The sequence below is a fragment of the Frigidibacter sp. SD6-1 genome (assembly GCF_030143255.1).
Classification (GTDB): domain Bacteria; phylum Pseudomonadota; class Alphaproteobacteria; order Rhodobacterales; family Rhodobacteraceae; genus TMP-24.
In genome coordinates this window covers 718,946-731,663 of the sequence record NZ_JARJNR010000001.1, presented here as the reverse complement: position 1 = coordinate 731,663, position 12,718 = coordinate 718,946, and the positions used below count along the sequence as shown (strand labels likewise).

Genomic DNA, 12,718 nt, shown 5'->3' with positions numbered 1-12,718 from the left:
GCGGGCGCCGGGAAACCGGCGCCCTTCCCCGTCATTGCCCAAGCGCGTAAGTCACCGAAACCGCCGCAGTGATCGCCAGTTGCCCGGCCTGGACCGGCACCGCGTCCGATTTCTCGAACGCCATGCCCGCCATCGGGATCGGTGGCATGTAGCTGCCGCTTTCGCTGATGGAGATGACAGGCCCAAGGCTCGTGCCCGCCGCCGTCGCCAGCAGTTCCGCTTTTCGCCGGGCCTCGGCGACCGCCCGCGCGCGCGCCTCGTCCATGTGCGGCGCCGGTTCCTGCAGGCCGAAGGTGATGCCGTTCAGCGTATTCGCGCCGTCGGTCACCGACGCATCCAGCACCGCACCGACGCTCGTGATATCGCGCACCTGGACCGTCACCATGTTCGAAGCGGAATAGCCGGTCACATTCTGCGCGCCGCCCGAGGACGAGTAGTCATAGACGGGTCCCAGCGACAGGTTCGAGGTCTGGATGTCCTTGTCGGCGATGCCCGACGCCTTCAGTTGGCCGATCACCGTGGCAAGGGCGGCGCTGTTGGCGTCGAGCGCGGCCTTCGCCGTCTCGCCGGTGACCATCACGCCAAGCGAGATCGTCGCCATGTCGGGCGCAACCTCGACCGCGCCCTCGCCGGTCACGGTGATCATCGGTCTCTGCTCCTCGGCCAGAAGCGGGGTCGCGAGGCAGGCGACAGTGGCGAGGGCGGTCATCATACGCATGGGAATCCTCCAAAGGTGCGCGTCAACTTTCGGATGTATGACGTCTGTCGCAAGCCATTCCTTGGCGCTTGATCTTCCAATAGGCGAAATTCTGCTCTAGGACCGAAGGTGAGGAAAGGGTTGCTGGGGTGGCTGCCCTGGCCATGTTAAGTGCGGGCAATGAAACCACGTTTCGCTCTCGACCTGACGAACGAGGCGGTGGCGCTTCTGGAGCGCGGCCCGGATGGTTGGGTCCGGTTGGGCGAGGCCGCTTTCGAGGCCGAGGATTTCGACGCCCGTCTGGCGATGCTGAGAGGGATGGCGCAGGACCGCGCGCCCGAAGGCTTCACCTCCAAACTCATCCTGCCCAATTCGCAGATTCTCTATTTCGACTGTCAGGTGACCGGCCCCGACCAGGCGACGCGGCGGGCCGAGATCCGGGCGGCACTCGACGGGCGCACCCCCTATCCGCTGAGCGAACTGGTCTTCGATTTCTCACGTTCGGGCAACCGGGCGCGGGTGGCCGTGGTCGCGGGCGTGACGCTCGACGAGGCCGAGGCCTTTGCCGAGGCGGCAGGCTTCAACCCGGTGGCCTTCGTGGCCGCACCCGAGCCCGACCGGTTCGCAGGCGAGCCCTTCTTCGGACCGACCTCGGTCATATCGAACCATCTGCCCGACGGCATCCGGCTCGACCGCGATCAGGATCCGGTCCGCGTGATCGCCGATCAGTCATCCGCCGCAATCGCGCCTGAGACCGGCCCCGAGGAGCCGCCAGCAGAAGAGCCGGAGGCCGACGCTCCGGTCGCAGAGGCGGCCGGCATCGATGCAGGCGCCCCGCTCACCGGTCCGCATCTGGACGACGAGGCTGACACCGCGAACGCGACGGCCACCGATCCGGCGGAGGACGAGGCGCCATTCATCGCGGTCATGGAGGGGGAGGAGGACGAGGCCATCGCTCCGTCGCCGGACCCCGAGCCCCTCGTCGTACCGGCGACAGTGGACGAACCGGTGCTGCCGGATGCGCCTTCGGACGCGGAAATCGGGACAGACCCCGTCCCGTCCGATGGCGGCGATGGTCCGACGGTAGCGGAGGACGACGCGGAAGCGGAAGCGGAAGCGGAAGCGGAAGCGGAAGCGGAAGCGGAAGCGGAAGCGGAAGCGGAAGCGGAAAACGGTACTGACGCCACCGAGGAGCCTGCAACCCCCGTACTCATCTTCCATAGCCACCGCGACCCTGCCGAAGCCGGCGGCGAGCCTCAGGACGGCGCGGGAAGCCGCCTCGCGACGATCGTACCGCGACTTGGCGGTGCCGCGTCCCTGCCGGAGGCCGAAAGTTCGACGGCGCGGGTTGCGCGGCTTGTCGTCGAGAAGCGCAGCGGCGGCACCCCCGATCTGGGCCTGACGCCCGCGCGCCCCGGCGCAGCGCGCGCGGGCCTTCCAAACTGGGCACTGCCCGCCGGACTGGCCGCGGCTGTAGCAGTGACCGCACTCGGCGCCTGGGCGCTTTTCCTGCGCGAACCGGCGGCGGTCGAAGGTGCCGGCGCTCCGGAAGTGGCGGCCGGTGCCGTTTCGAAGACCGCCCCGGCGGTGGCGACCGGCACCGACCCGGCCCCAGCGCCTGCCCCCGTGCCGCGCGCGGTGCCCGATTTGCCCAGACCCGCGATCAGTGATGCGGCACCGGCCCCGACGGGCAGCGGAGCCGCCGATACGAGCGGCGCGGCCGACCTTGGCGCAGATACATCGGTCGCGCGCGCCAAGGCCGATCCGGCTGACACGGCGGCGCTCACCGGCGATTCGGCCCTGCCACCGCAACCGGTGCCGCCGCCCTTCGGCACGCTGCTGCGCTACAGTGCCGATGGCAGCATCATCGCGACACCGGAAGGCGTCGCGACACCCGGCGGCTTCACGCTCTTCGCCGGGCGCCCGCCCCGTCTGCCTGCCGCCCGCCCCGAAAGCATCAGTGCCGCCGCGCAGCCGCAGCCCGCGCCCGAGACCGAGACGCCGGCCGACCCGACGGCAGCGCCCGAAACCGTCGCGCCGCCCGATCCGCGTGTCGTCGGCAAGGCACCGCGCGCGCGCCCAGCCACGCTCGTCGTGCCCACGCCACCCGTCGAGGAGACAACGCCAGCCACGCCCGAGAATACGCCGGATGCATCGCCCGTGCCCGACGACCAGACCGCGCTGCCGCCGCTCTCTCCGCCCGTCGATCCGCGCCATGCCGCGCGGAAGCCATCTGCCCGGCCCGACAGGATCGTCGCAGCCGCCGAAGCCAAGCGCAGCGCCGACGAGGCAATCGCCGAGGCTGCGGCGTCAGCCGCCCGGGCCGAGGCCGAAGCGGCAGAAAAGGCGCTGGCGTCGGCCAGCCCGCTTGCTGTCGCAAGTTCCCGCAAACCCGCAGAGCGCAGCGCCGCCGCCGTGTCGGCCGCGGCAGCGGCCCGGCTGGCAGAGACCACGCCAGCCCCGGCACCGGTCGATTCGGGTGCGGTCGAGGCCGCCCTGGCCGAAGCGCAGGCCGGTGCGGAACCCGAACCGGCAAGTGCGCCCGCCACCGCAGATATTGATGAACCCGAACCAACCGAGGGCATCGCCACGCTGCCGACGACCCGGACGGTTGCCAAGAAATCCACCTTCGCTAATGCCATCGACCTTGGCGATATCAACCTGATCGGCGTCTATGGCTCGTCTGCGGCACGCCGCGCGCTGGTGCGGCTGCCAAGCGGGCGCTATGTCAAGGTGAAGGTCGGCGACCGGCTGGATGGCGGCCAGGTTGCCGCGATCGGCGACACGGAACTGCGTTATGTGAAGAAGGGCAAGACGCTTGTCCTGAGGATCATGGACAAGGGGTGATGCGCCGCCCTCGGGGTCGAAGGCAGCGCATCTTATCTGGCCGTGATCAGGCGGCGTCGCTGCCCTTCAGCACACCGCGCGCGATCTGGTCGGCCTCGATCGATTCGAACAAAGCCTTGAAATTGCCCTCGCCGAAGCCGTCGTCGCCCTTCCTCTGGATGAATTCAAAAAAGATCGGCCCGATCACGGTCTTCGAGAAGATCTGCAAAAGGATCCGCGTTTCGCCGCCATCGACCACGCCTTCGCCGTCGATCAGGATCCCGTGCCTTTCCAGCTTGTCGAGCGGTTCGTCGTGGTCATGCACCCGCGCGCGGCTCATCTCGTAATAGCTCAGCGGCGGCTTCGGCATGAAGCGCAGGCCCCGGTCATGGATCGCGTCGGTCGCGCCATAGATATCCTCGGTCCCGACCGCGATATGCTGGATGCCCTCGCCGTTGTAGCGCTTGAGATATTCGACGATCTGGCCCTTTTCGCCCCGGTCCTCGTTGATTGGAATGCGGATGCGGCCGCAGGGCGAGGTCAGCGCCCGGCTGAGAAGCCCGGTGAACTTGCCCTCGATATCGAAGAAGCGGATTTCCTTGAAGCCGAAGAGATCGCCGTAGAAGCGGAACCACTTGTCCATATTGCCCTTGTGGACATTGTGGGTGAGGTGATCGAGGTAATAGAAACCGACACCCCGGGGTTTCGATTGCGCCAGCCAGTCGAATTCCTCGTTGTAGGGCGAGGTTTCATAATAGCGGTCGATGAAGTAGATGAGCGAGCCGCCGATGCCGCGGATCGCGGGCACGTCCATGACCTTGCCCGGACCTTCATAGGGTTCCGCACCCTTGGAAACCGCATGGGCGAAGGCCTTCCCTGCATCGACGACGCGCCAGCCCATCGAGGGGGCGCAGGGGCCGTGTTCGGCGACGAAATCGGTGCCATGGGTGCCCGGTTCGGCGTTCAGCAGATAGGTGATGTCGCCCTGCTGCCACAGCTCGATATCCCTGGTCTTGTGCCGACCGGTCAGCGCATAGCCCATCCGGGTGAAAATCTCTCGCAGGGCCTGCGGATCGGGATGGGCGAATTCGACGAACTCGAAACCGTCGGTCCCCGCCGGGTTGGCGGCAGAGATCACCGATTTCGGGGCGGAATGCGGGAAGGGACCCATGAAACTCTCCTGTGCGCGTATCAGCGACAGTATGACGCATGAAGCGCGCGGTCTTTGCGCATAGTCACGGATATTTCACATGATGACGCCCGAATATTCCGTTATCATCCGAAATCATGCATGAAACCCGCATTGCAATTGACGAGACCGACAAGCGCCTTCTGTCGCTGTTGCAGCGCAACGCCCATCTGACCGCGCAGGAACTCGGCGAGGAGTTGAACCTTTCCGCCAGCCAGGCCGGGCGGCGGCGGCAACGGCTGGAGGCCGAGGGGCTCATCACCTCCTACGCGGCCCGGCTCAACCCTGCGCGGCTGGGCCTTGCGGTTCAGGCCTTCGTGCAGGTGCAGATGGCCCGCCATGGCGCCGAGACGACGGCGGCCTTCGCACGCCTGACCGCGCTGCAGCCCGAGATCGTCAGCGCCTGGACCCTGACCGGCGAGGCCGACTATCTCCTCCGGGTCTATTGCGAAAGCCTCGCCGATCTGAACAGACTGATTCATCAGGTTCTTCTGGCGCATCCGACAGTTGCGCGCGTGCAAAGCCAGATCGTCATGGACCAGTTCAAACCGGACGCGCCGTTGCCGACCTGACGGCGCTGTCAGATCAAGGATGGCCCCGTTGCTGTTTCAGGCGACGCTTTATCTTCTCGCGATGGTCGTGGCGGTTCCGGTCGCCTCGCGGCTCGGGCTCGGCTCGGTGCTGGGCTACCTGGCGGCGGGCATCCTTATCGGCCCGGTCTTCGGGCTTGTGGGTTCCGAAAGCGACGATCTTCAGCATGTGGCGGAGTTCGGCGTCGTCCTGATGCTGTTCCTCATCGGGCTGGAGCTTGACCCGCGCGCGCTGTGGAACATGCGCAAGAAGCTTCTGGGCCTTGGCGGGCTGCAGATCGTGTTGACGACGGCAGTGATCTTTTCCATCGGGCTCGCGCTGCATCTGAGCTGGCAAGTGGCGCTCACCTCGGGCCTCGTCCTCTCACTCTCCTCGACCGCGATCGTGCTGCAGACGCTTACCGAAAAGCAGCTCATGCAAACTTCCGGCGGGCGCGGTGCCTTTGCGGTGCTTCTCATGCAGGATATCGCGGTCATCCCGATCCTCGCGCTTCTGCCGCTGCTCGCCCTTCCTGCGGCGCGCGCCATCGCCGAGGCGATGCAGGGCGACCATTCGGCGATGAGCTTCCTGCAGGACCTGCCCGGCTGGGGCGTGACGCTCGTTACCCTCGCCGCCGTCGCCATCGTGGTGCTCGCCGGGCATTTCCTGGTCCGCCCCGCCTACCGCTTCGTCCATTCCGCGCGGCTGCGCGAAATCCAGACCGCCTTCGCGCTGCTGATCGTGGTCGCCATCGCGGCACTCATGACGCTCGTCGGCCTCTCGCCCGCGCTCGGCACCTTCCTTGCGGGCGTCATCCTCGCCAATTCCGAGTTCCGGCATGAGCTGGAATCCGACATCGCGCCCTTCAAGGGGCTGCTCCTGGGCCTCTTCTTCGTCACGGTCGGCAGCGGCATGGACCTCGACCTTCTTCTCGACAAGCCGCTGAAGGTCTTGCTCCTGACCCTCGCGCTCATGTTCTTCAAAGGCGCGATCCTCTATGCGCTCGGCTGGCTCTTCTCGATCAAGGGTCGCAACCGCTGGCTCTTCACCCTCTCGATCGCCCAGGCGGGGGAGTTCGGCTTCGTCCTGACCTCCTTCGCGGTGGCACAGCGTATCCTGCCGGTGCCAACGGCGCAGACGCTGGTTCTGGTCATCACGCTGTCGATGCTTCTGACCCCGCTCTTCTTCCTGGCCTATGACCGCTTCACCCGGCGGCTGGAGGATCACGCCGCGACTGAGGCCGACGAGATCGACGACCAGCAGCCGATCATCATCGCCGGTGTCGGGCGGTTCGGCCAGGTGGTGAACCGGATGGTCACGCAGTCGGGCTTCCGCACCACGGTGCTCGACCCCGATCTGAAAACCATCGAGGTGATGCGGACCTTCGGCTTCAAGGGCTTCGTCGGCGATCCGACGCGGCCCGACCTTCTGAAGGCGGCGGGGTTCGATACGGCCAAGGTTCTTGTCATCTGCTTCGACGATCCGAAGAAGGCGCTGCAACTGACGAAGTACGCCCGGCGCCTCAGGCCCGACATCCATATCATCGCCCGCGCCCATGACCGTGAACATGTCTTCCAGCTCTATCAGGCCGGTGCCAATGACATCGTGCGGGAATATTTCGATTCCAGCCTGCGCGTCGCGCGCTATGTGCTCGAGAACATGGGTCTGTCGGAATATGAGGCCAATGAGGTGCAGAAGCTCTTCTTCGATCTCGACCGCGCGTCGGTCCGCGAACTGGCAAGCGTCTGGCGCCCCGGCGTGCCGATGGACAAGAACCCCGACTATATCGCGCGTGTGAAAGAACTGAACCGCGATCTGGAATCGGCGCTTCTGAACCATATGAGCCGGGATGGGTCTCAAGAGAAGTGAGGTCGCGTCATTTAGGGCGATGACGCAGGCGTCAGCGCCGCTGCGGGCGATTGATCAGGATGATGCCTAGGGCGACCAGCGCGGCGGCTGCGACGGTCACAGGCCCGACATGCTCGCCGAGGAGAAGCCAGCCAAGCGCCACGCCGAAGATCGGCGTGAGGAAGGAAAAGCTCGCGACCGACGCCGCCGGATAGATCGACAGAAGCCAGAGCCAGAAGACGAACCCCGCCGAGACGACGGCCGCGGCCTGAAAGATCAGCCCGGCAAGATGGATCGGCTGGAAGTCCCGCAGGAGCGGACCGAAGAGCGGCGCGGCAAGGATCAGGACCGGGGCAGAGATCGTGACCTGCCAGAACAGCTGCATCTCGGGGCGCATTTCCCTCAGCCGCGTGCCGCGCGCGATGAGCGCGATTGCCGCCCATCCCCAGGCGGCGAAAAGCGCACAGAGATCGCCCACTAGGCTCGCCTGCCCCTTCGCGGACGACCGGTCGAGGATCGCCCAGGCGACGCCCGCAAAGGCGAGCGTGAGCCCGAACGCCTTCAGGGCCGTGATCCGTTCGCCGGGCAGGAAGAAATGCGCCGCAATCGCCAGCCAGACCGGCATCGAATAGAGGATGATCGACGTGCGCGTGACCGTTGTCAGGTCGAGCGCGAGGAAGAGGCACAGGAACTCGCCCGCAAAGGCCAGCCCGACCGCGATACCGGGCAGCAGGTAGCGCCGCTCGAACCGGGGCGGACGGCCTTTCCAGACAAGCCATGCCCAGAGGCACAGGATCGCCAGCGCCGAGCGCAGCCCGGCGAAGAAGACCGGCTGTATGCCCTGGTTCACGAGTTTGATGATGATCTGGTTGAAGGCCAGGAAGACGCCGAAGAGCGTGAGCGAAACCGCCCCGAACGCATCCATATGGTCCTTGCGCATCCGCCCGCCCTGCTGTTGCCTCGCCGACCGGACAGGTTTCGTGCGGCGAAGTCAAGCCGCCGGGTCCGTGCATCCGTCCGCACCAGCAAGGACGCCCGTGTCCCCGGGCGGAGGAGCGGCTCCTCGCGGCCTGGCGGCGCTCCTCGCCATGCAAAAAGGCCGCCCTCGCGGGCGGCCCTCACGCAGGCAATCCGGCGCGCCCGCGCTTACATTTCGTCCAGCGCCTCGACGGCCTTCTGAAGCTTGTCCTTCGAGACTTCCTTCTCGGTCACCTTGGCACCCGCGAAGATCAGGTCGACGACCTTGTCCTCGAAGATCGGCGCGCGCAGCTGCTGCTGCATCTGCGGATTCTTCTGCACATATTCGAAGAAGGCGCGTTCCTGGCCCGGATATTGCCGGGCCTGATTGAGGACGGCCTGCGTCATCTCGGCGTCGGAAACCTCGACCTTCTCCTTGCGGCCAACCTCGGCGAGCAGAAGGCCAAGGCGCACCCGGCGCTCGGCGAGCTTCTTGTGCTCGTCGGTCGCCTCGATCGCACCATGGTCATGGCCATGATGGTCGGGGTTCTCGTCATGCCAGAGCTGGTGGGCGATCTGGTGGGCTTCGGCCTCGACCAGGGTCGGCGGCAGGTCGAACTTCACCAGGCCGTCAAGCTGGTCGAGAAGCGCGCGCTTCATCACGGCGCGGGCGGCACCCTTGTACTCGGCTTCCAGACGCTCGGCGATCTGGCCCTTCAGCGCCTCAAGGCTTTCGGCGCCGAATTTCTTGGCAAGCTCGTCGTCGATCTCGGCCGCTTTCGCGCCCTTGACCGCCTTGACCGTGCATTCGAAGATCGCGGCCTTGCCGGCGAGATGGCTCGCGCCATAGCTTTCAGGGAAAGTCACTTCGACCTTCACCTCGTCGCCCGCCTTGGCACCGACAAGTTGTTCCTCGAAGCCGGGGATGAACGACTTGGAGCCGAGGACCAGCGGATAATCCTCGCCCGAGCCGCCTTCGAAATAGTCGCCGTCGACCGAGCCCTTGAAGTCGATCACCACCTGATCGCCGTCCTTGGCCTTGGTGCCCTTCTTCTTATCCTCGAAGTTCTGGGCGGACTTGGCGAGGTTTTCCAGCGCCTCGGTCACGGCCTTGTCCTCGGCCTTCACGACGAGCTTCTCGAGCTTGACCTTCGAGAGGTCCACATCCGGGATCTCCGGCAGCGCCTCGTAGGTCATCTCGACCACGACATCCTGGCCTTCTTTCCAGGTCTCGCCATTCTTCATCTCGACCTTGGGCTGCATCGCGGGGCGGTCGCCGGACGCATCGAAATGGCCCTTCATCGCACCATCGATCGCATCCTGCATCGCATCGCCCATGATGCGCTGGCCGAACTGCTTGCGCAGCATCGCCATCGGCACCTTGCCCTTACGGAAGCCCTTGATCTCGACTTCCGGCTGCGCCTCCAGAAGCTTCTCGGTCACTTTCGCATCCAGTTCCGCCGCCGTGACGGTGATGGTGTAGCCGCGCTTCAGTCCGTCCTTCAGGGTCTCGGTGACCTGCATCTTTTCGTCCTTCATATCCATCCTGGTGCGGGTGGAGGGACTTGAACCCCCACGCCGTGAGGCGCCGGAACCTAAATCCGGTGCGTCTGCCAATTCCGCCACACCCGCAATATCCCCAAGGGCCGCACGCCCTGAGGGACGGCCCCTGAAATCCGCGCCCTTCTATCAAGAAGGTTTCGGGGATGCGAGCGGAAAAGTATTTTGCAACCGCCCACCTTTCCGCACGCGAAGGACGAACTTCCGCCACAATCCTTACGAGAATGAGAGGTCTGACGAGGGAGGCTCGATGCAGGAGGAAACCAGTATGGCCTTGGGCGTTGCGGCGGCGGCGCAAAGGGGTACGGGCCCGAAGGGAATCGCTTCGGGAACGGTCCTGGCCACATTGGATGGCTTTCTGCCGATCGATTTCGTCGAGCCCGGCGATCGGGTGGTGACGCGGGACGGCATGCGTATCGTGCGTGCCGTCCGCGTCCACCGTTATTCCGGCCCTGCGGTGCGCATCTCCGCCTCCGCGCTTGGCCATGACCGTCCCGAACAGGACCTGACCCTTCCGGCCCAGACCCGCATCCTGATCCGCGACTGGCGGGCGGGTGCGCTTTACGGCGCCGACCGCGCCATTGTCCCGGCCGAGCGGCTGGTCGACGGCGAGTTCGTGGCGATGACCGAGGTGAAGAGCCTGCGCCTCTACGAGGTGCTCTTCGACACGCCGCAGGTGGTCTATGCCGAGGGCGTGGAGCTTTGCTGCGACGCGGTCGAGGCGGATGTCGAGGTCGAGGCCTGAGCATAACGCTCAGAGCCCGAGCTTCCGGAACACTTTCGGCAATTCCTCCGGCAGGTCCTCGGCGATGAGGCCCGGGCCAAAGGACAGCGCGCATTCCACATGCAGCCAGGCGGCGGTTTCGGCGGCGGCCATGGGCGCGAAGCCGCGCGCCAGAAGCCCGGTGATGAAGCCTGCCAGCACATCTCCCGACCCGGCCGTCGCCAGCCACGGCGCGGCGCGGTCGTAATGGGCGGAGTTGATGCTGCACCGGCCTTGCGGGTCGGCGATCACCGTATCCGGCCCCTTGTAGAGCACGACGCACCCTGCCCGCTTCGCCGCTTCACGCGTGGCGTCGACCTTGGAGTAGGCCGGGCCTTTGGTGGCGGGGGCGGCCAGTTTCGCGGCGAGGTCGGGGAAGAGCCTGGCGAACTCGCCCGCATGGGGGGTGACAATGCAGTCTTCGTGCAGCGCGGCGAAGAGCGCGGGGTCCCGCGCGATAAGCGTCAGTGCGTCCGCATCAAGAACGATCCGACGCGCCCCCCGCCCCTCTCCCCTCCCCACGAGGGGGAGGGGAAGCGCCTTCACTGCGCCACCTGGGCACGACGGCCGGCCGTCGTGCCTCCCCTCCCCCTCGTGGGGAGGGGATGGGGGTGGGGGGGCGTTCGGCGAAACACCCAGCGCCGCAGCCACCAGCCCCCGCGCCCGCTCGTCGAGACCAAGGCCCGGGCCGAGGCAGAGCGCATTGATCCGCCTGTCCTCCAGAACGCCGACCAAAGCCCCGGCCTCGGCGACCGGCCTGAGCATGATCGCAGTCAGTTGGGCCGCATGTTCAGGGATCGCCTCGGGCATCGCGCCGATCGTGACCAATCCTGACCCGATCCGGAGCGCGCCCCTCGCCGCGAGGCGCGCGGCCCCGGTCTGGCCGGGCGGGCCGGAGAGGATCAGGGCGTGGCCGTGGGTGTATTTGTGTGATTCAACCTTGGCTAAGCCGTGAAGAGGGTCTGTTAGATATGTCGTTGAGCCGACGCCTGCTCCCTCAGTGAGATCGTCCAGATCATCAACGTCCAAATCCCGCAAGCCAATAGACGCCACGACTAACCGCCCTGAAGCGCCAGGCCCCTTGAACAGTCGGTGACCTTGTTTCTCAAGGTGAAAAGTCACGGTCAAATCAACACAAAGAAGTTGATCGCGTCGAAGAACTTCATTTTCAAGGCCAAGACACCTGCCGCTATCGGCGCACAATCCGCTAGGAATATCCACCGCAACCCAACGCGTCGTTCCCCCGTATTCCATGGGCCAGCACTCGGAGCGGACATCAAATACCGGACCAAGTCCGGATATCGGGCGAGACAACCCGGTCCCGAAGAGAGCATCAATCACGACGTCCGGCTTAGGAGTTGGTCCATCGAACCCACGCCCCGTGATACTGGGCCAGAGTTTTTCCGTCGCGTCTGCTGTGACTTGCGGAAAACCCGTCATCGTGACTGACCCCAACTCGCACCACCGCTCGTAATTCGTCCGCGCGTCCGGCGGCAGCTTCTCTGCGTCGCCGTAGAGAAACACTTCCACCTCCCAGCCCCACTCCTTCAACAGCCGCGCCACCACGAACCCGTCGCCGCCATTGTTGCCCGGCCCGCACAGGACAACCGCCCGGTGCGAGGTCTTCTGAAGCTCCGGCCATTCCTCGAAGATCGCCTCCACGACGCCCCGGCCGGCGCGTTCCATCAGTTCCAGCCCCGTGACCTCGCCCGAGGCGATCGCCGCCTGTTCGATGGCCCGCATCTGCGCGGCGGTCAGGAGTTCGGTCATGGTCCGGCCCTTCGGATTAACAAAGCGCCCGGATTTCGGGCTCATTGCACAAATTTTGGGCACAACCGCCAGAATCCCCGGCGAGCGCCCTGCCCCGCGACCCTAACCAATTGTCCCGGCAATCGGGAAGTGCTGACTGGCGCCGAGACGAGGGTAAGGAGTCGCCCATGAAGAAGATCGAAGCCATCATCAAGCCCTTCAAGCTCGACGAGGTGAAGGAAGCGCTTCAGGAAGTGGGCGTGCAGGGCCTGTCGGTGACCGAGGTCAAGGGCTTCGGCCGCCAGAAGGGCCATACCGAGCTGTATCGCGGCGCCGAATATGTCGTCGACTTCCTGCCCAAGGTGAAGGTCGAGGTCGTCCTGGCCGACGACATGGTCGAGCAGGCGATCGAAGCGATCATCTCGGCCGCGCGCACCGACAAGATCGGCGACGGCAAGATCTTCGTCACCCCCGTCGAACAGGTCATCCGCATCCGCACCGGCGAGACCGGCGAGGACGCGATCTGAACCCCGCGCCCCGGGCTTGACCCGGGGCCTCC

10 protein-coding genes and 1 tRNA gene are annotated in these 12,718 nt (G+C 65.8%); 5 read left to right on the top strand and 6 right to left on the bottom strand.

Annotation, left to right across the window (positions count from 1 at the left end; all coding sequences use genetic code 11):
• Positions 1-31 precede the first annotated feature (31 nt).
• Positions 32-718, bottom strand: a complete 687-nt coding sequence (locus P0645_RS03520) for an SIMPL domain-containing protein (protein WP_284163169.1) — start codon at positions 716-718, stop codon at positions 32-34.
• 159 nt (positions 719-877) lie between these two features.
• Between P0645_RS03520 and P0645_RS03515 the strand changes: the two genes are divergently transcribed.
• Positions 878-3,544 (top strand): hypothetical protein, encoded by a 2,667-nt coding sequence (locus P0645_RS03515; RefSeq protein ID WP_284163168.1) that lies wholly within the window; start codon positions 878-880, stop codon positions 3,542-3,544.
• 46 nt (positions 3,545-3,590) lie between these two features.
• On the opposite strand, the gene hppD is transcribed toward P0645_RS03515, so the two are convergent.
• Positions 3,591-4,694 carry a 4-hydroxyphenylpyruvate dioxygenase gene (gene hppD / locus P0645_RS03510; protein WP_284163167.1) on the bottom strand — a complete coding sequence of 368 codons (1,104 nt, stop codon included), beginning with the start codon at positions 4,692-4,694 and terminating at the stop codon, positions 3,591-3,593.
• A 116-nt stretch (positions 4,695-4,810) separates the two neighbouring features.
• On the opposite strand from hppD, the gene P0645_RS03505 reads away from it, so the two are divergent.
• Together P0645_RS03505 and P0645_RS03500 are read left to right on the top strand one after the other, a co-directional pair.
• Positions 4,811-5,284, top strand: coding sequence for an Lrp/AsnC family transcriptional regulator (locus tag P0645_RS03505; protein ID WP_284163166.1), 474 nt, complete (start codon positions 4,811-4,813; stop codon positions 5,282-5,284).
• Between the two features lie 19 nt (positions 5,285-5,303).
• Positions 5,304-7,151 carry a monovalent cation:proton antiporter-2 (CPA2) family protein gene (locus P0645_RS03500; protein WP_284163165.1) on the top strand — a complete coding sequence of 616 codons (1,848 nt, stop codon included), beginning with the start codon at positions 5,304-5,306 and terminating at the stop codon, positions 7,149-7,151.
• A 31-nt stretch (positions 7,152-7,182) separates the two neighbouring features.
• On the opposite strand, the gene P0645_RS03495 is transcribed toward P0645_RS03500, so the two are convergent.
• The 3 genes from P0645_RS03495 to P0645_RS03485 all read right to left on the bottom strand — a co-directional run bounded on the left by P0645_RS03495 (position 7,183) and on the right by P0645_RS03485 (position 9,719).
• Complete coding sequence (locus tag P0645_RS03495) at positions 7,183-8,070, bottom strand: DMT family transporter (RefSeq protein ID WP_284163164.1); 888 nt, start codon at positions 8,068-8,070, stop codon at positions 7,183-7,185.
• A gap of 206 nt (positions 8,071-8,276) precedes the next feature.
• Entirely contained in the window at positions 8,277-9,611 is a 1,335-nt protein-coding gene (gene tig / locus P0645_RS03490; RefSeq protein WP_284163163.1) for a trigger factor, read from the bottom strand.
• 23 nt (positions 9,612-9,634) lie between these two features.
• Positions 9,635-9,719 (bottom strand) — tRNA-Leu (locus P0645_RS03485).
• Positions 9,720-9,897: 178 nt separating this feature from the next.
• Between P0645_RS03485 and P0645_RS03480 the strand changes: the two genes are divergently transcribed.
• Positions 9,898-10,392, top strand: a complete 495-nt coding sequence (locus P0645_RS03480; protein WP_284163162.1) for a Hint domain-containing protein — start codon at positions 9,898-9,900, stop codon at positions 10,390-10,392.
• A 9-nt stretch (positions 10,393-10,401) separates the two neighbouring features.
• On the opposite strand, the gene P0645_RS03475 is transcribed toward P0645_RS03480, so the two are convergent.
• Entirely contained in the window at positions 10,402-12,180 is a 1,779-nt protein-coding gene (locus P0645_RS03475) for an NAD(P)H-hydrate epimerase (RefSeq protein WP_284163161.1), read from the bottom strand.
• Positions 12,181-12,347: 167 nt separating this feature from the next.
• Between P0645_RS03475 and P0645_RS03470 the strand changes: the two genes are divergently transcribed.
• Entirely contained in the window at positions 12,348-12,686 is a 339-nt protein-coding gene (locus P0645_RS03470; RefSeq protein ID WP_267632016.1) for a P-II family nitrogen regulator, read from the top strand.
• The last annotated feature ends 32 nt before the right edge of the window (positions 12,687-12,718 follow it).

What these genes read in the sequence shown, in the direction of transcription:
- P0645_RS03520 (WP_284163169.1), bottom strand. Translation starts at nt 718, where the DNA reads ATGCGTATGATGACCGCCCTCGCCACTGTCGCCTGCCTCGCGACCCCG.
- P0645_RS03515 (WP_284163168.1), top strand. Translation starts at nt 878, where the DNA reads ATGAAACCACGTTTCGCTCTCGACCTGACGAACGAGGCGGTGGCGCTT.
- hppD (WP_284163167.1), bottom strand. Translation starts at nt 4,694, where the DNA reads ATGGGTCCCTTCCCGCATTCCGCCCCGAAATCGGTGATCTCTGCCGCC.
- P0645_RS03505 (WP_284163166.1), top strand. Translation starts at nt 4,811, where the DNA reads ATGCATGAAACCCGCATTGCAATTGACGAGACCGACAAGCGCCTTCTG.
- P0645_RS03500 (WP_284163165.1), top strand. Translation starts at nt 5,304, where the DNA reads ATGGCCCCGTTGCTGTTTCAGGCGACGCTTTATCTTCTCGCGATGGTC.
- P0645_RS03495 (WP_284163164.1), bottom strand. Translation starts at nt 8,070, where the DNA reads ATGCGCAAGGACCATATGGATGCGTTCGGGGCGGTTTCGCTCACGCTC.
- tig (WP_284163163.1), bottom strand. Translation starts at nt 9,611, where the DNA reads ATGCAGGTCACCGAGACCCTGAAGGACGGACTGAAGCGCGGCTACACC.
- P0645_RS03480 (WP_284163162.1), top strand. Translation starts at nt 9,898, where the DNA reads ATGCAGGAGGAAACCAGTATGGCCTTGGGCGTTGCGGCGGCGGCGCAA.
- P0645_RS03475 (WP_284163161.1), bottom strand. Translation starts at nt 12,180, where the DNA reads ATGACCGAACTCCTGACCGCCGCGCAGATGCGGGCCATCGAACAGGCG.
- P0645_RS03470 (WP_267632016.1), top strand. Translation starts at nt 12,348, where the DNA reads ATGAAGAAGATCGAAGCCATCATCAAGCCCTTCAAGCTCGACGAGGTG.